21 protein-coding genes and 1 riboswitch are annotated in these 26,489 nt (G+C 71.4%); of the genes, 7 read left to right on the top strand and 14 right to left on the bottom strand.

Annotation, left to right across the window (positions count from 1 at the left end):
- The first annotated feature begins 148 nt into the window (after positions 1 to 148).
- The gene (locus ACFWXQ_RS30850) at positions 149 to 889 is read left to right on the top strand and encodes a hypothetical protein (protein WP_383936740.1); all 741 of its coding nucleotides are present in this window, start codon (positions 149 to 151) and stop codon (positions 887 to 889) included.
- Positions 890 to 1,304: 415 nt separating this feature from the next.
- Here the strand turns inward: ACFWXQ_RS30850 and ACFWXQ_RS30845 are convergent, their stop codons facing one another.
- Positions 1,305 to 2,750: a glycine hydroxymethyltransferase gene (locus ACFWXQ_RS30845; RefSeq protein ID WP_383936738.1), complete on the bottom strand. Its 1,446-nt coding sequence runs from the start codon at positions 2,748 to 2,750 to the stop codon at positions 1,305 to 1,307.
- Positions 2,751 to 2,782: 32 nt separating this feature from the next.
- Positions 2,783 to 2,869, bottom strand: a riboswitch (ZMP/ZTP riboswitch).
- 193 nt (positions 2,870 to 3,062) lie between these two features.
- Between ACFWXQ_RS30845 and rocD the strand changes: the two genes are divergently transcribed.
- Entirely contained in the window at positions 3,063 to 4,268 is a 1,206-nt protein-coding gene (rocD, locus tag ACFWXQ_RS30840; RefSeq protein WP_383936736.1) for an ornithine--oxo-acid transaminase, read from the top strand.
- Positions 4,269 to 4,335: 67 nt separating this feature from the next.
- On the opposite strand, the gene ACFWXQ_RS30835 is transcribed toward rocD, so the two are convergent.
- Positions 4,336 to 5,520, bottom strand: a complete 1,185-nt coding sequence (locus ACFWXQ_RS30835) for a glutathionylspermidine synthase family protein (RefSeq protein WP_383936734.1) — start codon at positions 5,518 to 5,520, stop codon at positions 4,336 to 4,338.
- Positions 5,521 to 5,618: 98 nt separating this feature from the next.
- On the bottom strand, positions 5,619 to 5,981 hold the full coding sequence (locus tag ACFWXQ_RS30830; protein ID WP_383936732.1) for a hypothetical protein: 363 nt from the start codon (positions 5,979 to 5,981) through the stop codon (positions 5,619 to 5,621).
- A gap of 148 nt (positions 5,982 to 6,129) precedes the next feature.
- Between ACFWXQ_RS30830 and ACFWXQ_RS30825 the strand changes: the two genes are divergently transcribed.
- Positions 6,130 to 7,050 (top strand): hypothetical protein, encoded by a 921-nt coding sequence (locus ACFWXQ_RS30825; protein WP_383936786.1) that lies wholly within the window; start codon positions 6,130 to 6,132, stop codon positions 7,048 to 7,050.
- Positions 7,051 to 7,193: 143 nt separating this feature from the next.
- Here ACFWXQ_RS30825 and ACFWXQ_RS30820 read toward each other — a convergent pair whose 3' ends face one another.
- Positions 7,194 to 8,603, bottom strand: a complete 1,410-nt coding sequence (locus tag ACFWXQ_RS30820) for a PLP-dependent aminotransferase family protein (RefSeq protein WP_383936730.1) — start codon at positions 8,601 to 8,603, stop codon at positions 7,194 to 7,196.
- A gap of 47 nt (positions 8,604 to 8,650) precedes the next feature.
- On the opposite strand from ACFWXQ_RS30820, the gene ACFWXQ_RS30815 reads away from it, so the two are divergent.
- A complete protein-coding gene (locus tag ACFWXQ_RS30815) occupies positions 8,651 to 9,193 on the top strand; it encodes a carboxymuconolactone decarboxylase family protein (protein ID WP_383936728.1) in 543 nt (180 codons plus the stop codon).
- Positions 9,194 to 9,360: 167 nt separating this feature from the next.
- Here ACFWXQ_RS30815 and ACFWXQ_RS30810 read toward each other — a convergent pair whose 3' ends face one another.
- The 5 genes from ACFWXQ_RS30810 to ACFWXQ_RS30790 form a co-directional block, all read right to left on the bottom strand.
- A complete protein-coding gene (locus tag ACFWXQ_RS30810) occupies positions 9,361 to 10,314 on the bottom strand; it encodes an ABC transporter substrate-binding protein (protein WP_383936784.1) in 954 nt (317 codons plus the stop codon).
- Between the two features lie 67 nt (positions 10,315 to 10,381).
- Positions 10,382 to 12,349: an ABC transporter permease gene (locus tag ACFWXQ_RS30805; RefSeq protein WP_383936726.1), complete on the bottom strand. Its 1,968-nt coding sequence runs from the start codon at positions 12,347 to 12,349 to the stop codon at positions 10,382 to 10,384.
- Positions 12,349 to 13,689 carry a glycine betaine/L-proline ABC transporter ATP-binding protein gene (locus tag ACFWXQ_RS30800; protein WP_383936724.1) on the bottom strand — a complete coding sequence of 447 codons (1,341 nt, stop codon included), beginning with the start codon at positions 13,687 to 13,689 and terminating at the stop codon, positions 12,349 to 12,351. The genes ACFWXQ_RS30805 and ACFWXQ_RS30800 overlap by 1 nt, the downstream gene beginning before the upstream one ends.
- Complete coding sequence (locus tag ACFWXQ_RS30795) at positions 13,689 to 15,218, bottom strand: GMC family oxidoreductase (protein ID WP_383936782.1); 1,530 nt, start codon at positions 15,216 to 15,218, stop codon at positions 13,689 to 13,691. Before ACFWXQ_RS30795 ends, ACFWXQ_RS30800 begins: the two co-directional genes overlap by 1 nt.
- An 83-nt stretch (positions 15,219 to 15,301) precedes the next feature.
- The gene (locus ACFWXQ_RS30790) at positions 15,302 to 16,813 is read right to left on the bottom strand and encodes an aldehyde dehydrogenase family protein (protein WP_383936722.1); all 1,512 of its coding nucleotides are present in this window, start codon (positions 16,811 to 16,813) and stop codon (positions 15,302 to 15,304) included.
- A gap of 245 nt (positions 16,814 to 17,058) precedes the next feature.
- On the opposite strand from ACFWXQ_RS30790, the gene ACFWXQ_RS30785 reads away from it, so the two are divergent.
- Entirely contained in the window at positions 17,059 to 17,952 is an 894-nt protein-coding gene (locus tag ACFWXQ_RS30785; protein WP_383936720.1) for a GNAT family N-acetyltransferase, read from the top strand.
- 338 nt (positions 17,953 to 18,290) lie between these two features.
- On the opposite strand, the gene ACFWXQ_RS30780 is transcribed toward ACFWXQ_RS30785, so the two are convergent.
- Positions 18,291 to 19,280: a malate dehydrogenase gene (locus ACFWXQ_RS30780; protein ID WP_383936718.1), complete on the bottom strand. Its 990-nt coding sequence runs from the start codon at positions 19,278 to 19,280 to the stop codon at positions 18,291 to 18,293.
- A gap of 922 nt (positions 19,281 to 20,202) precedes the next feature.
- Positions 20,203 to 21,516, bottom strand: a complete 1,314-nt coding sequence (locus ACFWXQ_RS30775) for a DUF2690 domain-containing protein (protein ID WP_383936716.1) — start codon at positions 21,514 to 21,516, stop codon at positions 20,203 to 20,205.
- A gap of 574 nt (positions 21,517 to 22,090) precedes the next feature.
- Here ACFWXQ_RS30775 and ACFWXQ_RS30770 point away from each other — a divergent pair.
- On the top strand, positions 22,091 to 22,273 hold the full coding sequence (locus ACFWXQ_RS30770) for a hypothetical protein (protein WP_383936714.1): 183 nt from the start codon (positions 22,091 to 22,093) through the stop codon (positions 22,271 to 22,273).
- Between the two features lie 166 nt (positions 22,274 to 22,439).
- Here the strand turns inward: ACFWXQ_RS30770 and ACFWXQ_RS30765 are convergent, their stop codons facing one another.
- The 3 genes from ACFWXQ_RS30765 to ACFWXQ_RS30755 form a co-directional block, all read right to left on the bottom strand.
- Positions 22,440 to 23,009, bottom strand: a complete 570-nt coding sequence (locus tag ACFWXQ_RS30765; protein WP_383936712.1) for a helix-turn-helix domain-containing protein — start codon at positions 23,007 to 23,009, stop codon at positions 22,440 to 22,442.
- Positions 23,010 to 23,346: 337 nt separating this feature from the next.
- Entirely contained in the window at positions 23,347 to 23,886 is a 540-nt protein-coding gene (locus ACFWXQ_RS30760; protein ID WP_383936780.1) for a DUF3017 domain-containing protein, read from the bottom strand.
- 754 nt (positions 23,887 to 24,640) lie between these two features.
- Positions 24,641 to 25,495, bottom strand: a complete 855-nt coding sequence (locus tag ACFWXQ_RS30755; protein WP_383936711.1) for a bifunctional methylenetetrahydrofolate dehydrogenase/methenyltetrahydrofolate cyclohydrolase — start codon at positions 25,493 to 25,495, stop codon at positions 24,641 to 24,643.
- A gap of 315 nt (positions 25,496 to 25,810) precedes the next feature.
- On the opposite strand from ACFWXQ_RS30755, the gene ACFWXQ_RS30750 reads away from it, so the two are divergent.
- A complete protein-coding gene (locus ACFWXQ_RS30750) occupies positions 25,811 to 26,446 on the top strand; it encodes a hypothetical protein (RefSeq protein WP_383936709.1) in 636 nt (211 codons plus the stop codon).
- Positions 26,447 to 26,489: the final 43 nt, after the last annotated feature.

The raw sequence follows: 26,489 nt of genomic DNA, 5'->3' as shown, positions 1-26,489 counted from the left end.
TCGAAATTTTGGTCGGTGACGAGTGGGAACCCCGGCGGGTCGAGCGGTGTACCAGAAGTGACACGCGGGTGCGGGCGGACCGCACCGAGGCCGATTGGGGGGTGTCGGGATGCGCAGGGTTCGTGCACGGGTGACGGGGAGCCCACGGATGACGTGGAGCCGGGGATGGGCGGCGATCTCGGGGTGGGCGATGGCGCTCGGTCTGGTGGTGATGTGCGCGCCCACCGCGGCGGCCGGCGGTCCGACGAGTGTGCTGGTGGTCTCGCCGGAGAGCGGACAGAGCGCGGCGCTGTACGCCTCGAAGGAGGAGTACGGGGAGTTGCAGCGCCTCCTCGGAGCGTCGGACAGCGGCACCCGCGAGGAACCGCCCGGGCTGGGCGTGGGCAGCGGTCGGCAGATCAACGTCACCTGGATGCTCCATGACGTGTCGCCCTGGCGGGTCGACCGCGTCTATCCGGAGACACCGCGCACCAAGGACGTCTGGATACACACGGCGGCCAACGTTCCGGAGTCGATGAACGGCCACTGGCACAGGGCCGAGCAACCTGCCGCCGTGCGCGCGCTGTTGAAGAAGCTCGGCGTGCTGGGCGAATCGTCCGGCGAGGGCGCCGGAGCCATCTATCCGGCGCCCTGGGAGACGACGGAGGATGCCGCCGCCGCACCCGCGCCGGAACCCGGGTCCACGGAGCGGTCCGGCGCGGCCACGGATGCCTCGGCGACGGCGCCGGACGACGGCACCGACTGGTGGTGGGCGATACCTGGGCTGGTGACCGGGGCTGTGCTGGCCCTGGGGCTGCGGCCGTTCGTCGGGCGGTTGCCGGGAGTGCGGCAGTTGGGCCGTCGGCGGGTTCGGGAAGCGGGTCCTCGGCAGGAACTGAGGGATGTCTGAGAGGGGCGTGGGAGTTGTTCGGTCCGGGGCGGGTGACAGGCGGTACGGCAGATTCCGCGGGCGGCTCGGGGTTGGCAATAGCCGGGCTCGCGGCGGGGCTCTCCCTCGGCGTCGGCGGCACCCTGCTGATACGCCGCGCGGCGGCCGGGCGTGAGCCGGGGCCGCCGCGGGAGTGCACGACAGGAGTTGATCGACTTGTGAGCCGGCTTGAGGGTCGACTGGTGGGTCGGCTCGTGGATCGGCTGGTGGGTCGACTGGTGAGCCGGCCTCTGAATCGGCTTGTGAATCCGCTGGTTCGGCTTGTGAGCTGGTTCCGGCCGGGACCCGGTGTCGTCGGTTCTCGGTCTCGGCGCCCGGGCCCTCGTTCACGCCCTCGCCCTCGCCCTCGGATTCAGCCGCCGCCTCAGCCGCGGTCTCAGCCGAGGTCGATCTCCGGGTAGAGCGGGAAGCCGGTCAGGAGGTCGGTCGCCCGGTGGGAGATCTCGTCGGCGATCTTCGGGTCCAGGACGTGCTGGGCCTTGGAAGGGGCGCCCTTGGCGGTGGTGCCGGGCTCCGTGGTGGCGAGGACGCGGTCGATGAGGCCCGCGATCTCGTCCATCTCGGTGGCGCCGAGGCCACGGGTGGTGAGCGCCGGGGTGCCGATGCGGATGCCGGAGGTGTACCAGGCGCCGTTGGGGTCGGCGGGGATGGCGTTGCGGTTGGTGACGATGCCCGAGTCGAGCAGGGCGGTCTCGGCCTGGCGGCCGGTGAGGCCGTAGGAGGAGGCGACGTCGATGAGGTTGAGGTGGTTGTCGGTGCCGCCGGTGACCAGCGTGGCGCCGCGTCGCATCAGGCCCTCGGCGAGAGCGCGGGCGTTGTCGACGACGGCCTGGGCGTAGTCGCGGAACTCGGGGCGGCGGGCCTCGGCGAGCGCGACGGCCTTGGCGGCCATGACGTGCGGCAGGGGGCCGCCGAGAACCATCGGGCAGCCGCGGTCGACCTGGTCGGCGAGGGAGGAGTCGCACAGGACCATGCCGCCGCGCGGACCGCGCAGCGACTTGTGGGTGGTCGTGGTGACGATCTGGGCGTGCGGGACCGGGTCGAAGTCACCGGTGAGGACCTTGCCTGCGACGAGACCGGCGAAGTGCGCCATGTCGACCATGAGCGTGGCGCCGACCTCGTCGGCGATCTCCCGCATGATCCGGAAGTTCACGAGACGGGGGTAGGCGGAGTAGCCGGCGACGATGATCAGGGGCTTGAACTCACGGGCGGAGGTGCGCAGGGCCTCGTAGTCGATGAGGCCGGTGGCGGGGTCGGTGCCGTAGGAGCGCTGGTCGAACATCTTGCCGGAGATGTTCGGGCGGAAGCCGTGGGTGAGGTGGCCGCCGGCGTCCAGGGACATGCCGAGCATGCGCTGGTTGCCGAAGGCCTGGCGCAGTTCGGCCCAGTCGGCGTCGGAGAGGTCGTTGACGTTGCGGACGCCGGCCTTCTGGAGGGCGGGTGCCTCGACGCGGGCGGCGAGGACGGCCCAGAAGGCGACGAGGTTGGCGTCGATGCCGGAGTGCGGCTGGGCGTAGGCGTGCTCGGCACCGAAGAGCTCACGGGCGTGCTCGGCGGCGAGGGCCTCGACGGTGTCCACGTTGCGGCAGCCGGCGTAGAAGCGGCGGCCGACGGTGCCTTCGGCGTACTTGTCGCTGAACCAGTTGCCCATCGCGAGGAGGGTGGCCGGGGAGGCGTAGTTCTCGGAGGCGATCAGCTTGAGCATCTCGCGCTGGTCGGCGACTTCCTGCCCGATGGCGTCGGCGACGCGGGGCTCGACGGCGCGGATCACTTCGAGGGCGCTGCGGAAGGCGGTGGATTCGTTGGAGAGGGGCTCTGGCATGACGGCCTCCGGACGTGGGCGTTCGGCGTTCACGGTTCGGCCCAGGCGCACGGCACACAGTTCATGGGCCGCTCCCCGATGGTCGGTCCCATCCCAGCGCGCCAGTCACGGCCCGTGGATCAGCGTACCGGGCGCGCCGGTTCGTCGGGTTCCCCCGTCCACCATGCGAGCGACGATAGGAAAGGAGCCACACGTAGTCGGACGGCTGGCCGGGAGCCGGACCGGAGTTCTGGCACAGAAACCGGAGTTCTGGCACAGAAGCGGGAAAAGAAGCAGGTCACGAGCCCTTGTGCGGCCGGAAACGGAGACCCCGTGAGCACCACCGAAGAACTGATCGCCTCGGCCGAAGCGCACAGCGCGCCCACCTACCACCCGCTGCCGGTCGTCGTGGCGACGGCGGACGGGGCCTGGATGACGGATGTCGAGGGGCGCCGCTATCTGGATCTGCTGGCCGGGTATTCGGCGCTGAATTTCGGTCACGGCAACAGGCGGCTGATCGAGGCGGCGAAGGCGCAGCTGGAGCGGGTGACGTTGACGTCGCGGGCGTTCCACCACGACCGGTTCGCCGAGTTCTGTACGCGGCTGGCCGAGTTGTGCGGCATGGAGATGGTGCTGCCGATGAACACGGGCGCGGAGGCGGTCGAGTCGGCGGTGAAGACCGCCCGAAAGTGGGGGTACCGGGTCAAGGGCGTGCCCGAGGGGAGGGCGAAGGTCGTCGTGGCGGGCAACAACTTCCACGGGCGTACGACGACGATCATCAGTTTCTCCACGGATGCCGAGGCGCGGGCGGACTTCGGTCCGTACACGCCGGGCTTCGAGATCGTGCCGTACGGGGATCTGACGGCGATGCGCGCGGCGGTCACGGAGAACACGGTGGCCGTGCTGCTGGAGCCCATTCAGGGCGAGGCGGGGGTGCTGGTGCCGCCGGCCGGTTATCTCGCGGGCGTACGGGAGCTGACGCGTGAGCGGAACGTGCTGTTCGTGGCGGACGAGATCCAGTCGGGCCTCGGGCGGACGGGGCGGACCTTCGCGTGTGAGCACGAGGGGGTCGTGCCGGACATGTATGTGCTGGGCAAGGCGCTCGGGGGCGGGGTCGTGCCGGTGTCGGCGGTGGTGTCGTCGAGCGAGGTGCTCGGAGTGTTCCGGCCGGGTGAGCACGGGTCGACGTTCGGCGGGAATCCGCTGGCCTGTGCGGTGGCGCTGGAGGTGATCGCGATGCTGCGGTCGGGCGAGTACCAGCGGCGGGCCACCGAGCTGGGCGAGCATCTGCACCGGGAGCTGGGGCAGTTGGCCGGTTCGGGCCGGATCACTCAGGTGCGGGGGCGCGGGCTCTGGGCGGGAATCGACATCGACCCGGCGTACGGCACGGGCCGGGAGATCTCCGAGAAGCTGATGGACCGGGGTGTGCTGGTCAAGGACACCCATGGGTCCACGGTCCGGATCGCACCTCCGCTGGTGATCAGTAAGGAGGACCTGGACTGGGGGCTCGCGCAACTGCGGGACGTGCTGGGCGTGTAGCCGGCCGCTCTGTCCTCTCCTGCCCCCGGCCCGGTGCCGGGAGGGCAGCCGGGGGGGCAGCCAGGGGTCAAAGGATCACGTGTGGCAGGAAGCGGGCGTACTCGTCCGTGATCAGGCCGGAGGATTCGCGGATGCCGAGGCCTGCCGACTCGTTCTCGACGACCCAGGCTCCGAGGACGACGCGGTTGCCGTCGAAGGAGGGGAGGGGTGCCAACTCCTGGTAGCAGCAGGGTTCTTCGCGGAGTACGGGAGCGGAGCCCGGTTCGTGGACCGTGACTCCGGCGCCCTCGCGGCCGAGCAGGGGCTTGGCCACGTATCCGCGGGTGGTGGCCAGTTCGCGGGGGCCGTCGAGGAAGGCGGGGAGGAGGTTGGGGTGGTCCGGGTACAGCTCCCAGAGGATCGCGAGGAGGGCCTTGTTGCTGAGCAGCATCTTCCAGGCAGGCTCGATCCACATCGTGGTTCCCGTGCCGCCGCCGTTGTCGAGGGTGGCGAGGATGTGCGGGGCGAAGCGGTCGGTGGTGAGCCATTCCCAGGGGTAGAGCTTGAAGCAGCTGCGGATGAAGCGGAGTTGCTTGTCGACGAAGCGGCCGGAGAGGCGGTCCCAGCCGATCTCCTCCATGGCGATCCAGGCGGTGTCGAGGCCGGCCTGTTCCGCGGTCTCCTTCAGATAGGCGACGGTCATCAGGTCCTCGCCGAGTTCATCGGCGGCGGAGTGTGCGAAGTAGAGGGGGTTGCCGGGCGGGAGGAGGGCGGACTGATTCTTCCAGGCGTCGACGAGGCGTTCGTGGAGGGAGTTCCACTGGTCGGCGCCGGGGAAGCGTTCCTCCATCCAGAACCACTGGGGGCTGGCGGCCTCGACGAGTGAGGTCGGGGTGTCGGCGTTGTACTCAAGGAGCTTGGCCGGGCCCGTTCCGTCGTGGCGGAGGTCGAAACGGCCGTACAGGGAGGGGAGTTCGGCGCGGCGGTGCCAGGCCTCGGTGACCGCCTCCGCAACTCGGGGGTCGGTGAGGCCGAGGTCGGTGAGGCGGTTCTCGGTGACGATGTGCTCGGCCGCCGCGAGGCACATCGTGTGGAGTTCCTCGACGACCTCCTCCAGGGCCTCGACCTCGGGGAGGGAGAAGACGTAGTACGCGGACTCGTCCCAGTACGGGCGCAGGGAGTCGTCCGGGTGGCGGGTGAGGGGGTAGATGAGGCCCTGTTCCTCGACGGTCTGCTGCCAGCCGGGGCGAGGGGTCGTGGTGCGGCGTTCCATGACGACGGTCCGGTTCCTCGGAGTTGCTCGGGGTTCTCGGAGTGCTCGGAGTGCTCGGAGTTCCTGGGTTCTCCTGGGTTCTCCTGGCTTCGCCGGGGTCAGCCGCCGCCGCTGCCTGAGCCTGAGCAGCCGAAGCCGTCGCGGTCCACGGCCTCGCTTCGGCTGAAGGTGCCGTAGTCGGCGTAGCCGGCGCTGACGTCGGAGTCGTAGTACCAGGCGGCGTCGACCGTGCCGGTCCGGCTGCCGCTGCTCTTGCGGTTCTTGCCGGACGAGGAGGAGGTGGAGCCCGACTTGCAGTTCTTGTCCGCGACGACCTTGTAGCCGTTGACGTACTCGTAGCTGTCGCGGTCCACGCAGCGGCGGTCGGGGTCGGAACCGCACGAGGTGAGGGCCGCGGCGAGGACGCCCATTCCGCCGAGTACGACCGTGCTCGAACGCAGTTTCCTGCGCTGGTCCGCCATGTTCTCTCCCCCGTTGGGCCCGTCCGGCGGGCTCGTCCATGGCCGGCTCGGTTGTCCGGCCCCCGACAGGTTAAAGATCAAGTGAGTGGGTTGTACAAGCGGCTCCCCCGAACTCTCGCTCCCCTACAGTCGCTTTGTGCTCTTTGGAATGGTGTGCGCCCTTGGTGCGGCGGTGTGCTTCGGCACGGCGACGGTGTTGCAGGCGATCGCGGCGCGGGCGGCCGCACGGGGACCGGAGAGCTCCGGCTCCCCGGGAAACTCCCCTGACGGATCGTCCGGCGGGACTTCCGGCGGATCCTCCGGCGGGGCTTCCGGTGTGGACGCCGCCCTGTTGTTGCGGGCCCTGCGCGAGTGGCGGTACATCGCGGGGCTCGCGCTCGACGGGGTCGGGTTCGTGCTGCAGATCGCGGCCCTGCGGTCGCTGCCGATCTACACGGTGGGGGCGGCGCTCGCCGCGAGCCTCGCGGTGACGGCGGTGGTCGCGGCCTGGCTGCTCCATGTGCGGCTCAGCGGGCTCGAATGGGGCGCGGTCGGGGTGGTGTGCGCGGGGCTCGCGATGCTCGGTCTCGCGTCGGGGGAAGAGGGCGACCAAGCCGGGTCCACCGCGCTCAAGTACGCGATGCTCGGCACCGCCGTGGTCGTGCTGCTCCTCGGCGCGCTGGCCGGACGGCTGCCCGACCGGGGGCGGGCGCTCGCGCTCGGGCTGGGTGCCGGGTTCGGGTTCGGGGTGGTCGAGGTGTCGGTCCGGCTCATCGACGGGCTCACTCCCTCGGCGCTCTTCACCAACCCGGCGACATACGCCCTCCTGCTGGGCGGAGGCGCGGCGTTCCTGCTTCTCACCTCCGCGCTCCAGCGGGGCTCGGTGACGGCGGCCACGGCGGGGATGGTCATCGGAGAGACCATCGGGCCCGCGGTGGTGGGCGTGGTGTGGCTGGGCGACCGTACGCGGGAGGGGCTGGCCTGGCTGGCCGTACTCGGCTTCGCCGTGGCGGTGGCCGGGGCGCTGGCGCTGGCCCGCTTCGGGGAGGCGCCGGTGGAGGCGGACGAGTCGGAGTCGGTTTCGCCATAGGGCTCAGCAGGTCGGCTCCGTTCCTCGCAGGGCCGTTCCTCGCCGGGCCATTCCTCGCCGGGCCATTCCTCGCGGGGCCGTGTCCCGCGCGGCCCCGCAGCCGTGTCTCGCGCGGCGCACCGCACGGCAGCGCTGGGGCAGCGCTAGGGCAGCGCCCTGATCAACGCCTCCAGCGCTCCCGGCCATGCGCTGTCCGTGGGCGTCCCGTACCCCACGACCAGGGCGTCCAGGGGTGGGGCCGTGGCGGACGGGTGGCGGTAGCGGGTCAGGCCGTGGACCGCCAGGCCCTGCCAGACCGCCGAGCGGACGACCGACTGCTCGGTGCCGGGCGGGAGTTGGAGTACCGCGTGGAGGCCGGCCGCGATGCCGGTGGCCGTGACCGACGGGGCGTGGGCGGCCAGGGCGGAGACGAGGTGGTCGCGACGACGGCGGTAACGGAGGCGGGAGGCGCGCACATGTCGGTCGTACGCGCCCGACGTGATGAACTCCGCCAGGGTCAGCTGGTCCGGAACACCGCACGACCAGTCCGCGTCGCCCTTCGCCGCCGCGATCTCGGCCGCCAGGTCCGGCGGCAGGACCAGCCAGCCGAGGCGCAGGCCGGGGGCCAGGGACTTGCTGGCGGTGCCCATGTACACCACGTGGTCGGGGTCGAGGCCCTGGAGCGCGCCCACGGGCTGCCGGTCGTAGCGGAACTCTCCGTCGTAGTCGTCCTCCAGGATCAGCCCGCCCGTCCGCCGCGCCCAGTCGACGACGGCTGCCCGGCGGTCGGGATGCAGGGGCACACCCATGGGGAACTGATGGGCGGGCGTCAGCAGCACCGCCGCCACAGACGCACCCTTGCCCCCGGTCAACTCCTCCGTGCGCGTGCCCAGTTCGTCGAACGGCAGGGTCGCCGATCGCAGCCCCGCCCGCTCCACCAGATTCCAGTGCACGTCGAGCCCGTACGACTCCATCGCCAGCGCCCCGGCGGCCCGCTGTCGCAGCACCGCGCCGAGCAGCATCAGGCCGTGTGCGAACCCGGAGCAGATGAGGATGCGTTCGGGGTCGGCGCGTACGCCGCGGGCCCGGGCGAGGTAGCCCGCGAGCGCGGTGCGCAGTTCGACGCGGCCGCGCGGGTCCCCGTATCCGAGGGCGTCGTACGGGGCCGCCGCGAGGGCCCGGCGGGAAGCCTTGAGCCACTCGGCGCGCGGGAAGGAGGCGAGGTCGGGGGTGCCGGGGACGAGGTCGTACGCCGGGCCGCCGGGCGTACGCGGCCGGGGTGCGGCGGAGGCCGGTGCCACCACCGCCCGCTCGGCGACCCGCGTGCCGGAGCCTTGCCGGGCGGTGAGCCAGCCCTCGGCCACGAGGTCGGCGTACGCGTCGGCGACGGTGTTGCGCGCGATGCCCAGATCGGCGGCGAGGGAGCGCGACGACGGCAGCCGGGTCCCGGGCGCGAGCCGTCCGCCGCGCACCGCGGCCCGCAGCGCGTCCGTCAGGCCTTTGCGCAGGCCGGAGCCGGTACGCGTCACGTCGAGATGCAGATCCACTCCGAAAGTGGCCCAGGATTTCACCATGGAAATGGACCATACTCCTGGGCTACTCCGAGCGTAGGCTCATGATCATGACGACGAACACCACACCCGCCGACACCACTACGGACACCACCACGGACACCTCGATCGACACCCCGCTCGCCCGCGAGCACGCCCCCCGCCTCCAGTGGACCGAGTTCGCCCCCGAGGTCTACAAGGCCATGGTCAGGCTGGACGCGGCCGCCCGGAAGGGCGTCGACCCGGTGCTGCTTGAGCTGGTGAAGATCCGCGCGTCGCAGCTCAACCACTGCGCGTTCTGCCTCGACATGCACACGAAGGACGCGTTCGCGGCGGGCGAGAGCGTCGAGCGGATCGTCCAGCTCAGCGCGTGGGAGGAGTCACGGCACTTCTACACGGAGAAGGAGCTCGCGGCACTCGCGCTCACCGAGGCCGTGACGGTCCTGACCGACGGCTTCGTGCCGGACGAGGTGTACGAGGCCGCCGCCCGCCAGTTCGACGAGGCCGAGCTGACCCAGCTGATCGCGGCCATCACGGTGATCAACGCCTGGAACCGCTTCGGCGTGACCTGCCGTCTCGTGGCCGGGCACTACACGGCCGGGCAGTACAAGTAGCAGTACGGACGAGTAGCAGTACAAGTAGCGGCACTGGATGCGGGAGTGCCGGGTGCCCTCGTCAGGGAGACACCCGGCACCCGTACAGGGAGGGCCACTTGCACGGCCCGTACGGCAGGCGGCCCATACGCAGACGGCCCGTACGGCGGTGGCCTACTGGCAGTGACCTACTCGGGCAGCCACGCCCGCCACGTGGACTCATGGCCCTCGGCCCACTTCCGCGCCGCCTCCTCGGGCGTCAGCTTCTGGTCGGCGATCATCAGGGAGACCTCGTTCTGGTCCTCGGTCGTCCACTTGAAGTTCTTCAGGAAGGCCGCCGCCTTGCCGCCGCTCTTCGCGAAGTCCGTGTTCAGGTACTTCTGCAGCGGGGTGTGCGGATAGGCGCAGGCGACCTTCTCCGGGTCGGCGTCGCAGCCCTCCTTGTAGGCGGGCAGCTTCACCTCCGTCATGGGGACCTTCTTGAAGAGCCACTGGGGTGAGTACCAGTACGTGAGGAAGGGCTTCTTCTCCTTGGCGAACTGGCGCATCTGGGTGATCTGGGCCGCCTCCGAACCGGCGAACACCACCTGGAGGTCGAGGTCCAGGTTCTTCACCAGCGCCTTGTCGTTCGTGACGTAGGAGGGTGAGCCGTCGAGCAGTTGCCCCTTGCCGCCGCTCTCGGGGGTGCGGAGCTGGTCGGCGTATTTGTTCAGGTTCTTCCAGTCGGTCACGTCGGGGTGCTGCTTGGCGAAGTACGTCGGTACGAACCAGCCGATGTGCCCGGTGACGCCGAGGCCGCCGCCGTTCACGATCGTCTTCTTGTCCTTGACATACCGCTGTTCCTGCTCGGGGTGGCCCCAGTCCTCCAGGATCGCATCGACCCGGCCCTGGCTGAGCGCGTCCCACGCGGGGACCTCGTCGACCTGGACGGTGTCCACGCGATAGCCCAGCTCGTGCTCCAACAGGTACTGCGCGACGGCCACGTTGGCCTGCGCCCCGACCCACGACTGCACGGACAGGGTCACGGTCTTCGCCCCCTGCGCGTTGGCGAAGGGCGAGGCCTGCTTGGTCATGTCGGCGGCTCCGCAGCCGGCCGTCGTCAGCACCAGCAGGGAGCAGCCGACGGCCAGAGCGCCCGTCATGCGCGTACCACCGGTCGTACCAGTCGTGCCGGTCGTGCCGGTCCTACGACGTGTGCGCGTACGCATCTCAGGCTCCCTTCTTCGTACGGCGGTCCGTCGGCTGGGTCACCCGGTCGAGCATCAGGCCGAGGCAGACGATCGCGGCGCCGGCCACCAGACCCGTGGCCAGGTCGCCCTGGGCGAGCCCGAACACGACGTCGTAGCCGAGCGCTCCGCCGCCGACCAGGCCGCCGATGATGACGACGGCGAGGACGAGGACGACGCCCTGGTTGAGCGCGAGCAGCAGGGCGGGACGGGCCAACGGCAGCTGGACCTGGCGCAGTTGCTGCCAGCCCGTCGCGCCCATCGAGCGCGAGGACTCCATGGCCGCCGGGTCGACCTGGCGCAGGCCCTGCGTGGTGATGCGGACGACGGCAGGCAGGGCGTAGACGACCGCGGCGGCGACCGCCGGGGCGCGGCCCACGCCGAAGAGCGCGACGACGGGGATGAGGTAGACGAACTGCGGCATCGTCTGGAAGACGTCCAGGAAGGGGCGCAGCAGGCGTTCGCAGCGCTCGCTCCTGGCCGCCGCGATGCCGGTCGCGAAGCCCAGGACCAGGGTGACCGCCACCGCCGCGAGGACCTGCGACAGCGTGTCGAGGGACGGTCCCCACACGCCGAGCACGCCGATCGCGGCCATCGCGAGGACGGCGGTGAGCGCGGTGCGCCAGGTGCCGATCAGCCAGGCGAGCGCGGCGACGATCAGCAGGACCGACCACCAGGGCAGCCACTGCAGGCCGTCCCGCATGGGGTCCAGGACCCAGGTGGTGAAGTGGCCCGCCCAGTCGGCGGTGCCACCCACGTAGGGGACGCCGGAGTAGAGGTGGTCCGTCATCCAGTCGACGGCCCGGTTGACGGGCTCGGCGATGTTCACGAGCCAGGCCTCGGGCCAGTCGAGACGGTCGGTGAGGCGACCGGCGACCGCGACGGCGAGGGCCGCGACGGCGGCGTAGGCCCAGCCGGTCGGGCGGGACGCCCGCTCTCCGAGCCCGTCCCCCGTCCCCGCCGAAGTCACGGATCCCGCCGCGCCCGTCACCCGGTCGAGGACGACCGCGAGCAGCACGATCGGGATGCCGGCGGCGAGCGCCGCGCCCACGTCGACCGAGGCGAGCGCCTGGTAGACGCGGTCACCGAGGCCGGCCGCGCCGATGACGGACGCGATGACGGCCATGGACAGGGCCATCATGATCGTCTGGTTGAGGCCGAGGAGGAGTTCCTTGCGGGCGAGCGGTATGCGGGCCGTGAGGAGCCGCTGCCTGGCCGTGGTGCCCAGGGACTCGACGGCCTCCATCACCCCGGCGTCGGCGCCGCGCAGGCCGAGCGCGGTGAGCCGGGCCATCGGCGGGGCCGCGTACACGACGGTGGCGAGTACCGCGGCCGGCACACCCATGCCGAAGACGAGGACGACCGGCAGGAGGTACGCGTAGGCCGGGAACACCTGCATGGTGTCGAGTACGGGGCGCAGCGCGCGGTACGTACGGTCGGAGAGCCCGGCCGCGAGGCCGAGGAACACACCGAGCACGACAGATGCGAGGACCGCGACCACCATCAGCGCGAGCGTCTGCATGGTGGGGATCCACATGCCGAGCAGCCCGCAGGCCAGGAACGCGGCGCCCGTGCCGAGCGCCAGCCGTACCCCCGCGACCCGCCAGGCGACCAGTGCCGCCGCGGCCGTGACGCCCGCCCAGCCGGCGGCGAGCAGGACGAGGTAGACGGCGCGTACGGAGAGGACGACCGCGTTGGAGACGTACCCGAAGAAGTAGAGGAACAGCGGGTGGCTGTCGCGGTTGTCGATGACCCAGTCGCTGGTCTTTCCGAGGGGTTCGGAGAGGTCGACGGTGAGGGCGCCCGGCCAACTGCCGCTCGCCCAGCGGGCGTCGGCCAGCGGGACGAGGACCGCCGCCGCGACGGCGAGCAGCAGGAGCTTGCCGGTGGCGGGGTGCTTGAGGAGGCCGGGGAGGCCGCTCCGGGGAGCGGCGGCGGTGATCGTGGCCATCAGGCCGCCCCCTCGCGAGTGGGCGCGGCGGTGCCGTCGCCCTTGCCGCGAGCGGGCGCGGCCGAACCGGCACCCGGCCCCGAACCGGCACGCGAACCGGCACCCGTCCCGGCGCCCGAACCAGCGGCCTCGCCGGTCGCCTCATCGGCGGCCGAACCGGCACTCGGACCGGCCGAGCCGTCGGCCGCATCGGTGGTCGCATCGGTGGTCGCATCGGTGGCCGGCCCGGCGAACTGTCCACCCGTCCCCGCCACCACCCCCAGCAGCGCGTCCGAGTCGACGACGCCGAGGCAGCGCCCCCGGTCCACCACGCGGGCGGTCTGGCCGGTGCGCGCGACCGCCTCGATGGCCTCGGAGACCGTGGCCTGGGGCGCGAGGGCCGGACCCTCGCCCGCCTCCTGCGCGGACGCGGCCCGCATGGCCCGCCGTACCGTCATGACCTGCTCGCGCGGCACGTCCCGTACGAACTCGCGTACGTAGTCGTCGGCGGGCGAGCCCACGATCTCCTCGGGCGTGCCGAGCTGGACGACGCGGCCGTCGCGCATGAGGGCGATGCGGTCGCCCAGGCGCAGGGCCTCGTTCAGGTCGTGGGTGATGAAGACCATCGTGCGGCCCTCCTCGTGGTGGAGCCGGACGACCTCCTCCTGCATGTCGCGCCGGATCAGCGGGTCGAGCGCGCTGAACGGCTCGTCGAACAGCAGGACCTCGGGGTCCACGGCCAGCGCCCGCGCCAGTCCGACGCGCTGCTGCTGGCCGCCGGAGAGCTGGCCGGGCCGCCGCTGCTCCATGCCTTCGAGGCCGACCTTGGTGACGACCTCCTGGGCCTTCTCGCGGCGCTCGCGCTTGCCGACGCCCTGGACTTCCAGCCCGTACGCGACGTTGTCGAGCACGGTCCGGTGCGGCAGGAGGCCGAAGTGCTGGAAGACCATCGCGGCGCGGTGGCGGCGCAGTTCGCGCAGCCGGGCCTTGTCCATCGCGCGGACGTCCTCGCCGTCGATGACGATCGAGCCGGCCGTCGGCTCGATGAGCCGGGTCAGGCAGCGTACGAGCGTGGACTTGCCCGAGCCGGACAGGCCCATGACGACGAAGACCTCGCCCTTGCGCACGTCGAAGCTCACGTCCCGGACGGCGGCCGTGCAGCCGGTACGGGAGCGGAGTTCGGCCGGGCTGAGGGCCGCGAGCTCGGGGTCGGCGGGGACGCGGTCGGCCTTGGGGCCGAAGACCTTCCAGAGGCCCTCGACGGCGAAGACGGGGGCGGTGCCCGTGCGCTCGGCACTGCCGTGCCCGGCACCCGCGCTCTCGAAGGCGGCATCCTGAACATCGGTTGACGTACTGCTCATCACGCACCGCCTCCCAGCAGGTCCACGCACTTCTCGCCGACCATGAGCACCCCGATCATCGGGTTCACGGCGGGCATGGTCGGGAAGACCGACGCGTCGGCGATCCGGATGCCTTCGAGGCCACGGATGCGCAACTCGGGGTCGACGACGGCCAGTTGGTCGTCGGAGGCGCCCATACGGCAGGTGCCCGCCGGGTGGTACACGGTGTGGGCCACCGACCGGGCGTACACGCCGAGTTCCTCGTCTCCGGTGATGTCCGGTCCGGGGCACACCTCGCGCTTGAGCCAGTGCGCGAGAGGCTCCGACTTGGCGATCTCGCGGGCGATCCTGATGCCGTCGACGAGGGTGCGGCCGTCGTAGTCGTCCTCGTCCGTGAAGTAGCGGAAGTCGAGGGCGGGCTTCTCGGCCGGATCGGCGCTCGTCAGGTACAGACGGCCTCGGCTGCGCGGCTTGGGGATGTTCGGGGTCATCGAGACGCCGTGCGCGGGGCGTTCGTAGCCGATGCGCTCCGGGTTGTCCGTGAAGGGGACCTGGTAGAAGTGGAACATCAGGTCCGGGCCCGCGTGTTCGGGGTCGCGCCGCACGAACAGGCCCGCGTCGGAATCCATCGCGGAGTTCTCGGGGATCGACCCGTCCGTCTCCCAGACGATGACCGACTCCGGGTGGTCCAGCAGGTTCTCGCCGACGCCCGGCAGGTCGTGGACGACGGGGATGCCGAGCGCTTCGAGGTCCTGGCGCGGCCCGATGCCGGAGTGCATGAGCAGCCTCGGCGAGTCGACGGCGCCGGCGCACAGCAGGACTTCGTTCCTGGCCCTGACGAGGACTTCCTCGCCGTCCTTGGTGCGTACGTGCACACCGCGGGCGCGCGTCCCTTCGAGCTCCAGCCGGTACGCCCAGGTCTCCAGGAGGATGTGGAGGTTGGGGCGTTCGTCCATGAACGGATGCAGGTAGGCGACGGACGCGCTCGACCGCTTGTTGTTCTCCGGGTGGTACGCGAGGTCGAAGAAGCCGACGCCCTCGGTGAACGGCTGCTTGTTGAAGCCCTCCACGCGCGGCACTTCGAGTGCCGCCTGCGCGGCGTCGACGAAGTCGCGGGCGATGGCGTTCCGGTCCTTCTCGTCCACCGGCACGATGTTGTTGCGCAGCCGCGGGAAGTACGCCTCCATCGGCACCGCGCCCCAGCCCTTGGCGCCCGCCGCCTCCCACTCGTCCCAGTCGGACGGCAGCGGCTTGAACGCGATGAGGGTGTTGTGCGAGGAGCATCCGCCGAGGACCCGGGCGCGGCTGTGCCGGATGTGCGAGTTGCCGCGCGGCTGCTCGGTCGTGGGGTAGTCGTAGTCCAGCTCCCCGCCGAGCAGGCCCATCCAGCGCCGCAGGGTCAGGACGTCCTCGCGGCCGACGTCGCTCGGGCCGCCCTCGATGACGGCGACGGTGACGTCCGGGTTCTCGGTGAGCCGGGAGGCGATGACCGATCCGGCGGTGCCGCCGCCTATGACGACGTAGTCGTACGTGTTCTGTTCTTCGGGCATGGCGTGTTCAGGCATGGCGTGGCGCTCCAAGGTGCCTTGTGCGGTGGGGAGTCCGGCGAGTCGAAGGTGGTACGGGGCGGGGGTCAGCCCGCGAACCACCGGACGGGCTTCGGCGCGAGGTTCTGGTAGACGTGCTTGGTCTCGCGGTACTCGGCGAGCCCCGCGGGCCCGAGTTCGCGCCCCACACCGCTCTTACCGAAGCCGCCCCACTCCGCCTGCGGGAGGTAGGGGTGGAAGTCGTTGATCCAGACGGTGCCGTGCCGCAGCCGGCCGGCGACGCGCCGGGCGCGCCCCGCGTCGGCGGTCCAGACGCCGCCCGCGAGCCCGTACTCCGTGTCGTTGGCGAGCGCGACGGCCTCGTCCTCCGTGCGGAAGGTCTCGACGGTCAGGACCGGGCCGAACACCTCTTCCCGGACGACCCGCATGTCGCGGTGGCACTGGTCGAGGACGGTCGGCTCGTAGAAGTAGCCGGTGGCGGGCCGCTCGGCGGACGGCTCGGGGCGGGCACCGCCGGCTCGCAGCACCGCGCCCTCGGCGAGCGCGGCGGCGACGTACGACTCGGTCTTCTCGCGCTGGTCGGCGGAGACCAGCGGTCCGCACTCGACGCCGTCCTCGGTGCCGCGGCCGAGCCGGATCCGCTCGGCCCGCCGCGCCAGTTCGGCGACGAAGCGCTCGCGCACGGACTCCTCGATGATGAGCCGGGAGCCGGCGGAGCAGACCTGCCCGCTGTGGATGAAGGCGGCGTTGAGTGCCTGGTCGACGGCGGTGTCGAACCCTTCCTCCGTGGCGCAGGCGTCGGCGAAGACGACGTTGGGGTTCTTGCCGCCGAGTTCGAGGGCGACCTTCTTCACGGTGACGGCGGCGGCCTGCGCGACCTTCGTACCGCTGACGAGTCCGCCGGTGAACGACACCAGGTCGACGTCCGGGTGCTCGGCGAGCCGGGCGCCGACGCTGTGGCCGGGCCCGGTGACGATGTTGGCGACACCCTCGGGAAGACCGGCCTCGACCAGCAGCTCGATGAGGGCGACCGTGGTCAGCGGGGTGATCTCGCTCGGCTTGACGACGAAGGTGTTCCCGGCGGCGAGGGCGGGGGCGACCTTCCAACTCGCCTGCAGGAGCGGGTAGTTCCAGGGCGTGATCATCGCGCAGACGCCGACGGGTTCGTGCACGACGACGCTGTGGATGTCGTCCGACCCGGCGTCGACGACCCGTCCGCCGCCCTCTCCGACGACGAGATCGGCGAAGTACCGGAAGGCGTCGGCGACACAGTCGATGTCGACGCGCCCCTCCTCCAGGGTCTTGCCCGCGTCCCGGCTCTCGAGCAGCCCGAGCTGCTCGCGGTCGCGTACGAGGAGGTCGGCGACGCGGCGCAGGAGCGCGGCCCGCTCGGTGACCGGTGTGTGTGGCCACTGTCCGTGGTCGAAGGCGCGCCGGGCGGCCTCGACGGCGGCGTCCGTGTCCGGTACGCCGCCTTCGGCGACCACGGCGAACGTCTTGGCGTCCGCCGGGTCGAGAATGTCGCGAGTGGCCCCTGAGGCGGCCGCACGCCACTCTCCGCCCACGTGAATCGTCTGCTGCGCCTGGTGTCCCGACATGATCGGTGTTGCCTTCCGTTCCTGTTCCGTGCCCCTGTGTCACACGCGTGTCACTCTCGCGGGCCGAGTGCACCTGCCCCGGGACCTGGTTCGCATGCGCAACCAGTGACGGATAGTGCGCGGGGTCACTGAAAAATCGGCGTAAAGCAGACCGGAAGGTGCGAATCGCAGGGCCTGATCACGGGCACCTGCGGTCGGTCCGGCCCATGGACACCCAGCAACTCTTTGACTAAAGTCAAAGAAATATGGAGCCAGTGACAGCGTCAGTGTCCGCGGAGCACGTGACCACCCTGCGCCGCTTCAACCGGTACTTCACCCGCCGGATCGGGGTGCTCGACGATCACTACCTCGGGCAGGACCGGCCGCTCGGCGAGGCCCGCCTGCTGTTCGAGATCGGGACCGGCGCGTCGCTGAAGGAGCTGAGGACCCGACTCGGCCTGGACGCCGGGTACTTGAGCCGGATGGTGCGCGCGCTGGAGGGCCAGGGGCTCGTCCGGGTCAGCGTGCACCCGACGGACAGCCGGCTGCGCCTCGCGGAGCTCACGGAGGCCGGTCGGGCGGAGCTGGCGGAGCAGAACCGGCGGGCCGACGGACTCGCCGAGGGGCTGCTCGACGGGCTCAGCGAGGAGCAACGGGGGCGGCTGACGGAGGCCGTCACCGTGGCCGAGCGGCTGCTGCGACTGGCGGGGGTCGGCGTCAGGGCCGTCGACGCCCGGTCGGCCGACGCCCGCGCCTGTCTGGCCGGTTTCGCCGCCGAGCTCGACGAGCGGTTCCCGGAGGGATACGCCACCACGGATCTCGTACCGCCGGAGCAGATCGCGGTCCTTCTCGTCGCGTACGAGGAGGAGCGTGCCGTCGGCTGCGGGGCGCTGTGCGCGCTCGACGCCGGCACGGCCGAGATCCGGCATCTCTGGGTGCACCCGGACGCACGTGGACTCGGCCTCGGGCGGCGGCTGTTGACCGCACTGGAACGGGCGGCCGCCGAGCGCGGGCATCACGTCGTACGCCTCGACACGCACGAGGTCCTCAAGGAGGCCGCCGCGATGTACCGCACGAGCGGGTACGTCGAGATCCCGGCGTACGACGCGAACGCGCACGCCAGTTACTGGTTCGAGAAGGTGCTGGTCCGGCCCGGCTGACGTACGGTCCGCTCGACCCATAGCCCGTCGCCCGTCAGCCGTCCTTGCTGCTGATCGAGGGCACCGCGCTCGGTGAGGGGACCGGGTCGAAGCGGAACGTCTGGCCCAGCTTTTCTTGGAACCGCTGGGCACCGAGACGCAGGAGTCGGTGTGCAGAAGCGTTCGGCGTTGCCGCGGTGGCCGCAGTAGTCGTCCGCCAACTGCGCGCCGCCCCGGGTGCTGTTCGGACAGGCAGGTATCGGACAGCGGGGCGGTGCGCGAGAAGCCGCCCCCGGGGACTCCCGGGGGCGGCTTCAGGCTTGGGCTTCGGCCTTAGAGGCTTCGGCTCGGCGGGCGGCTCAGAGGAGGCCGAGACCGCGGACCGCCTCGCGCTCCTCCTCCAGCTCCTTCACCGACGCGTCGATGCGGGCGCGGGAGAACTCGTTGATGTCGAGGCCCTGGACGATCTCGTACGAGCCGTCCTTCGTGGTGACGGGGAAGGAGGAGATGAGGCCCTCCGGAACGCCGTACGAACCGTCGGACGGGATGCCCATCGAGGTCCAGTCGCCGTCCGCCGTGCCGTTGACCCACGTGTGGACGTGGTCGATGGCGGCGTTCGCGGCCGAGGCGGCCGAGGAGGCGCCGCGGGCCTCGATGATGGCGGCACCGCGCTTGGCGACGGTCGGGATGAACTCCTCGGCCAGCCACTTCTCGTCGTTCACGGTCTCGGCGGCGTTCTTGCCGGCGATCGTGGCCTGGAAGATGTCGGGGTACTGGGTGGCGGAGTGGTTGCCCCAGATGGTGAGGCGCTTGATGTCCGCGACCGTCGAGCCCGTCTTCTTCGCGAGCTGCGTGAGCGCGCGGTTGTGGTCCAGGCGGGTCATCGCGGTGAAGCGCTCGGCCGGTACGTCCGGGGCGGCGGCCTGGGCGATGAGGGCGTTGGTGTTGGCCGGGTTGCCTACGACGAGGATCTTCACGTCGTCCGCGGCGTTGTCGTTGATGGCCTTGCCCTGGGGCTTGAAGATGCCGCCGTTGGCCTCCAGGAGGTCACCGCGCTCCATGCCCTTGGTGCGGGGGCGGGCGCCGACGAGGAGACCGACGTTCGTGCCGTCGAAGGCGACGTTCGGGTCGTCCGTGATGTCGATGCCCTGGAGGAGCGGGAAGGCGCAGTCGTCGAGCTCCATGGCGGTGCCCTCGGCGGCCTTCAGAGCCGGCGTGATCTCCAGGAGACGCAGCTTGACCGGCACGTCCGCGCCGAGCAGCTGGCCGGAGGCGATGCGGAAGAGCAGGGCGTAACCGATCTGGCCGGCCGCGCCGGTGACGGTGACGTTCACGGGAGTGCGGGTCATGGCGTTCTCCGTATGACAGCTGACGACGGTGGGGCGTCCCTGCCCCGGGGTACGGGATCCCCTGCCCTGCCGCCGGATGATCGATCACCTGTGTCGATGATCGATCTCTTGGCGTCAAGAGAGATCCAGCGGTCAGGCTATCGCGCATCCGGGATCCCGGGCCGCCGGGGCCGATGTGGCCCGCCCCACAGAGCGCTCCGCTGGGTCAGGGGGTACGGGAAGGCGGCCGTCGTTCCGGGAGAGAAGGACGACGGCCGCCTTGGTGGGGGTGCCGGTTTGCCGGGAGGGGGGGACCTCCCGGGCGGCGCCGGACTCCCGTGGGGGTACGGTTCGCCTGCCCCGGCGGGGGGAGGTCATTCCTCCTGCGCGGCGAATTGTTGGGGGCGGGTTGGACGGGGTGGGTGGGCTTGGGCCGGTGGGTGTGTGCGGGTTGTGTTGGGCTGGTCGCGCAGTTCCCCGCGCCCCTGAAGGCAGTTGCCGACGGGCCTGAAGGGCCGGTGCCCTCGGCCTCGGAGAAGCGGGGGGCTTGGGCCGGTGGGTGAGTGCCGGTCGTGTTGGGCTGGTCGCGCAGTTCCCCGCGCCCCTTAGAAGGCAGGGGCCTCGGACCCGTGAAGGGCAGGAGCCCCGGACCCGAACCACCAGGTGCCCTCGGCCTCGGAGAAGCGGGGTGGGCTTGGGCCGGTGGGTATGTGCGGGTCGAGTTGGGCTGGTCGCGCAGTTCCCCGCGCCCCTAAAAAGGCTGGGGCCCCGGACCCGTAAAGGGCAGGAGCGCCGGACCCGAACAAGCAGGTGTCCGCGGCCCGCGGAAGCAGATGCGCGCGGCGGCGGAAGAGGTCGTGCCCTCGGGCCTCGAAAAGACGGGTGCCCGCCTCTCTTGAGGCGGGCACCCGGGTGAGGCTCGTTCGGTGTGAGTCTCTGTTTGCTACTTCGTGCAGCCCTCTTCGCCGGAGGTCTGCAGGGTGGCGCAGGCCTTGGCTTCGGTGGCGTTCTTCACGGCGACCATGGGGGTGTAGGCGTCGGTGTCCGTGTCGACCTCGGCGGTCTGGGCGGCTGCCTTGCCCGCCGTGATCCGGACCTCGTCGCCGGGCCCGGCCGCGGTGATGCGGGCCCAGGCGGCCCCGCACGTCTCGCTGTAGCGGACCTCGACCTGGGCGGTGCCGACGACGGCCTTCTCGACCGTCGTCGCAAGCGTGCCGCCGCAGCCCATGTTCTCCGGGTCTTTGCCCGCGCAGTCCGCGCCGAAGCACTCGACACCGGCCGGCAGCTCCTTGCTGACGGTCGGTGTCGGCGTCGGCGTGGTGTCGCTCCCCGCCTTGTCGTCGCCCCCGCCGTCCGTGAGGAACACGGCCGCGGCTATCACCACGAGCGCGCCCACGACCCCCGCGAGGAACATCGTGAGCCGCCGCTTCCCCCGCTTCCCGTCGGGCGAACCGCCCGAACCCGGACGCGCGTCCTGAGGCGGCCCCCCGGCCGAACCGGCAGCGCCTGCGGGACCGGCCATGCCGGACGGCCCGAAGGAACCCGACGGGCCGAGGCCCGACGACCCGGAGGCACCGGACACACCAGATGCACCGGCGGAGCCGGACGCGCCGGCACTCGGCGTACCCAGACCCCCGGGGTATCCGTACCCCCCGGACGCTCCGCCCGACCCGGACGCCCCCGAAGGCGTGGCAACGGCTCCCCAGCCGCCGCCGCGCGAACCCGAGGCCCCGCCGGAGGCGTTGCCGGCACCGGCGCCGTGCGGCGTCCGCCGCTCCTCCCCCTGTACCGGAGTCTGCGGCGGCACCGTGGGCGCCACCCCCGCAGGTCCCGCGATACCCGGCGTGGGCGCCGCTGTCGCGCTACCCCCGGCGCGCGCCTGCTTCCCGTTCCGTCCCCCCTTGGCCGGAGTCGACCCGAACTCCCCGAGCGCGGCACGCGCCTGGGAGATCCGAATCGCTTCCATGGTCATGTCGTGGCGCATCTCCGAGCGGCTCCAGGCCCTCTCGGCAAGCTCCCACATCGTCGTCAGATGGACGGGATTGGTCCCGGTCACCTCGGCCAAAGCCACGATCGCGCCCTTCGGCGCGAGCAGTCGGCCGTTCAGATACCGCTCCCAGGACGTCTTGCTGTACCCGGTGCGGTCGGCCACGGCGGCGACACTCAGCCCGCCGCGGTCGACCAACCGGCGCAGCTGGCTGGCGAACTCCCTGACCTGCGGATCGAGTTCATCCGGCAAGGCCCTCCAACGAGGCATTGCTACCCCCCTCTTTCCCCCCGTACATGCTGGCTTTTCCCGCGCGTGAAGCCCTCTGCCGAGTCCTCGTTCTGGCTACCCACAGGGATGCGCACAGTAAGGATCTCAGTTCCCGGGATGGGGGCGCACGGGAGCATTCGGGCCTGTGGGCATGCACCGTTGCACGCCCGTTGGTATGCGGTCCAGTGTCCCACCGACTTCCCTCTCGGCCGACGGGATCGCCTGGTCAGCGCACGGGACGTCCCGGAGCGTCCCGATTGCCCACGTTATCCCTGGTGTCGGGGGTGATCAGCGTAAATCCTCGAACTTGTCAACACATCGACACGCGGGGAACACATGCGCGACCTCCTGCGTCACTCGCGACCTCAGGGGGATCACGGGCGCACGGAGGGCAGGTCCAATCGCCGACCGCTCACCGCCGGCACCGGGCCGGCGACCGCGGAACCCGTGCTCGGCGCGAGGGCCGGCCCGCGGCGACCACGTGCGGGGCCGCCGCCTCTCCGCAGGTCATCGACGGCACCGGCGGCCCGTACAACGACTGGGTCACGGTGTCAGGCGGAGGGACGACAACGGCGTGAAACACCCCTTCGTCAACGACTGCATCGACGACTCCTTCGGCCGGTGGGCGCCGTCGGCCACGACGTGGTGGCTGGTGCGTGAGGAGCTTGAGGAACTTGAGGAGGAACCGGAGGACGTCGACGGCATCGCCGGAAAGGAGACTTTCGGCCACACAGACGACTTTCTCGACGGCTCGTAACGGGGCGGCAAGGTTACGTACGGCGGCTACCGGCGGGACGTCACGTTCGAGCGGCTGGGCGGGAAGTACTACGTAAAGATCGGTACGCAGGGGAAGGTCTCGGCGTGCGACCGGCGTGGCCGAATCCGTGTGCCCCGAGCCCTCGGGCCGTCACTCCGACGTGTGATCACGCCAGGGTGACTGCACCGATCACCGCGGTCAGCAGCAGGACGAGGACGAGCACCAGGGCGTAGAGCAGCAGTCGGTGCGAGGCGGCCCAGGGGGCCCGGGCGGGGGCGGAGGCGGGGGCGGAGGCCGGTTCCGGTGTCTCGGCGAGCAGGTCCCACCACGGGACCGTGGGGTCGTCCTCGTACCCGCCCTCGTCCGCAGGCCCGTTCGCAGGCCCGTTCACACCGGCGCGCATGCCCGCGCCCGCGCGCCCGGCTGCGCCCGCCGGAGCCGTCGCCGGAACCGCCGTCGGAGCCACCGTTCGCGGCCACGCCCGCACCGCCAGCTCCCAGCGCACGCAGAAGCGCTCGGCGTCCGTGCCCGCGACCCGGCACAGGGCGACGACCGCCTGCCGGGGCGGGGGCTGCGTCGCGTTCAGATAGCGGTGCCAGGAGGACTTGCTGTACGCCGTGCGCTCGCCCAGGGCGACCAGACTGAGCCCCGTACGGTCCTTGAGCAGCCGCAGCTGCTCCACGAAATGCCCCACCTCCGGCGGAAGACCCGCAGGCAGTGGCTGCCAGGCGCTCATCCCTCTCCTCGCCCCCTCGCCGTCTCCTCGTACATCCCCCCGCTATGACCGGGTGACGGCACCGACGGCGGTTTGGTTCCCACCGGACGCGTCGCGGGACGCACGCCACACGTCGGCCCCACGTCGGCCCCCTGACGGGTGGGACGTACCGGAACGGTCACCTCCGTGCCACAGGGGATTGACAGGCATTGAACCGCCGTTGGCACGTCCATGACTCTGGAGTCCAGGCGGCGCCCGTCCTCGCTCGGGGGAGTGGACGGGCGCCGCTCCCGTCCACGACGAAGCCCGCCTCCTCGGAAAGAGGGGACGGGCTTTCGTCGTACGGGCGCCGCGTTCGCTAGGTCCTGATCGTGAAGTGCAGCGTGTCGTCCAGGAACGGGATCTCCAGCAGCGGGTTGGGCTGCGCCATCATCGCGAGCAGCACGATCGTCACGCCGAGGACGCCGTACGTCACGAGGTCGGTGAACCTGGAGCGGACGGCGAGCATGCCCACGTCGGGCAGCATCCAGCGCATGACGCCGCCCGCGAGCAGCGCGACACCGATCAGCAGGGTGCCGAACCTGAAGACGTCGAGCGCGGTCAGCAGCAGACCGAGTCCGACGGTGCCGATGACCGCGAGAATCGGCCACTGACGCGCGGGGGCGGGCGCGTCGCGCGGAGCCGCCCTGCCACCGCCCTCGGGCCGCGCGGTGTCCCGCGTGAACAGCGGGAACCGACGCGTGGTCCGCTGCGGCTGCCCATCGGGCCCGGGCGCGCTGACGGCATCCCGGGCACTGGGCTCGCCACCCGGGTGGCCCGCGTCAGCACCGGGTTCGCCGTCCGCGTCCGGGCTCCCACCGGAGTCCCGCTCGCGGACGCGCGCCGGGTGCGGCTCGATGCCGGTCGGCTCGGCGCCGGGCGATTCGGTGCCGGGCGATTCGGTGCCGGGCGATTCGGTGCCGGGTGGCTCAGCGGCGGACGGCTCGGTGCCGTGCGGCTTCGCGGCCAGCGCCTGTCCGGCCTCCGGCTCGGTGCCGTGAGGCTTAGTCTCCGGTGCCTGCCTGGCCGCCGGCTCGGCACCGGACTGCTCTGCACCACTCGGCTCGGCGCCCTGCGGCTTCGCGCTCGGCACCCGTCCCGCCTCCGACTCGACACCGGACCGCTCGGCGCCACTTGACTCAGCGCCGGGCAGCTCTGCACCACTCCGCTCGGCGCCCTGCGGCTTCGCGCTCGGCACCCGTCCCGCCTCCGACTCGACACCGGACGGCCCTGCGCCGGTCGGCTCCCCTTCCGGTACGGATCCCCCGGCGGCGGACGTCCCCTGCGACTCGGTGTCCTGGACGACCGGGTCGTTCTCGGCACTCTCGGGACCCTGGCCCGCGGCGTCGCTCCGAGCCCGGCCGCCCTCCCGGCGCTCACTGCCGCTCCGGTCCGCAGCCTCAACCTGTGTCGCGGCGCTGGCACGCGTCGCCGTCTCGGCCCGCAACGCCGCGTCGCCCTTCGTCGAGGCACCCCCCTTCGCCGACGTGTCCGCCTTCGCGGAGGCATCCCCCTTCACGGAGGCATCCCCCTTTGCGGAGGTGTCCGCGCCCGTGGAGGCATCCGCCCTCGCCGACGGGTCGGTCTCGTTGTCCCGCCCCGTGGCGGCCCGGTCAGCCGGCACTGCGTTCCGCCGCCTCGACCACGTTGACGAGGAGCTGGGCGCGGGTCATCGGGCCCACTCCGCCGGGGTTCGGGGAGATCCAGGCGGCGACCTCGGCGACACCGGGGTGGACGTCGCCCACGATCTTGCCCTCGGCGCTGCGGGAGACGCCGACGTCGAGGACGGCCGCCCCGGGCTTCACGTCCTCGGGGCGGATCAGGTGCGCGGAGCCCGCTGCGGCGACGATGATGTCGGCCCGGCGCAGATGCGAGGCGAGGTCGCGGGTGCCGGTGTGGCACTGCGTCACCGTCGCGTTCTCGGAGCGGCGCGTGAGCAGCAGCGGCATCGGGCGGCCGATCGTCACCCCACGGCCGACGACCACGACCTCGGCGCCCTTGATCTCCACGCCGTACTGGCGCAGCAGGGTCAGGACGCCGTTGGGGGTGCAGGGCAGCGGGGCCGGCTCGTTCAGGACGAGGCGGCCGAGGTTCATCGGATGGAGCCCGTCCGCGTCCTTGTCCGGGTCCATCAGCTCCAGGATCCGGTTCTCGTCGATGCCCTTGGGGAGCGGCAGCTGGACGATGTATCCGGTGCAGACCGGGTCCTCGTTGAGCTCGCGGACGACCGCCTCGATCTCCTCCTGCGTGGCGGTCGCGGGCAGTTCCCGCTGGATGGAGGCGATACCGACCTGGGCGCAGTCGCGGTGCTTGCCCGCGACGTACTTCTGGCTGCCGGGGTCGTCGCCCACCAGGACGGTTCCGAGGCCGGGCGTGATGCCCTTCTCCCTCAGGGCCGCCACGCGGACGGTCAGATCGGACTTGATCGCGGCTGCGGTGGCCTTGCCATCGAGAATCTGGGCGGTCATGGACCCATCCTCGCGGATGACGGGGCCCTGGTTCCAATCCGGCCCTCCACGGCCACTTTCTGCCTCCCCGGCGCACCTCCCCAGCTCGCTCCGTCCGGTGGCCGTCCGGTCGCCGTCCCGCCCGCGGTCATGATCGGCGATGTTGCACTTGCACAACACACGCGGTATCCGGCTGGACAAATAAGCGACGTGTTAAGGACGATGAGCGGCACAGTGCCGCGGACAGTACCGGGGGGACGAACCGCATCTGTAGAACTTTCCTCCGAAATGTGCCGCGTCGTCCCCGCACTTACGCAACGACGGAGGAAAGACGCCATGAGTTTTGGCGACCCGAACAACCCCTACGGTCCGCCGCAGGGCCAGCAGCCCGGCTACCCTCCCCAGCCTCCGCAGGGCCAGCCCGGCTACCCTCCCCAGGGCCAGCCCGGTTACGGCTACCCGCAGGGTGCGCCGCAGCAGCCCGGCTACGGCTACCCGCAGCAGCCCGCGTATCCCGGTTACCCGGGCGGCAACCACATGACCATGGAGATGCCCGGTCTGATGAAGACCGCGCGTGTCCTGCTGTTCATCATGGCCGGCCTCCAGATCCTGTTCGGCATCATCGCGGGCATCGCCGTCGGCGCCGTCCAGGACGTGTCGAACGGCGTCGGCAGCGGTGACGACACCGACACCCTCGCCGGTCTGGGCTTCGTCCTCGCGGCGTTCCTGGTGGGCCTGGGCGCCCTGTCCATCTTCCTCGGCGTCAAGTTCAAGAACGGCGGCAGCGGGATCCGCGTCACGACGATCGTGTACGCGTCGCTGATGATCCTCGGCGGCCTCGTCAACACCGTGCAGGGCGCGGGAGGTTCCGGCACCTTCGGCGGGCTCATCTCCCTCGCCATCGCCGGCATCATCCTCGCCTCGATGGTGAACAGCGCCGCTTCGGCGTGGTTCAACCGCCCGCGGTACTGACCCCGGAGCCTGAGCGGCACCCGCCCCGGAGCCCCCGGGCTCC

It is taken from the genome of Streptomyces sp. NPDC058697 (assembly GCF_042715345.1).
Taxonomy (GTDB): Bacteria; Actinomycetota; Actinomycetes; order Streptomycetales; family Streptomycetaceae; genus Streptomyces; species Streptomyces liliifuscus.
The sequence above is the reverse complement of the archived record's forward strand: the minus strand, read 5'-3'. Positions and strand labels throughout refer to the sequence as shown.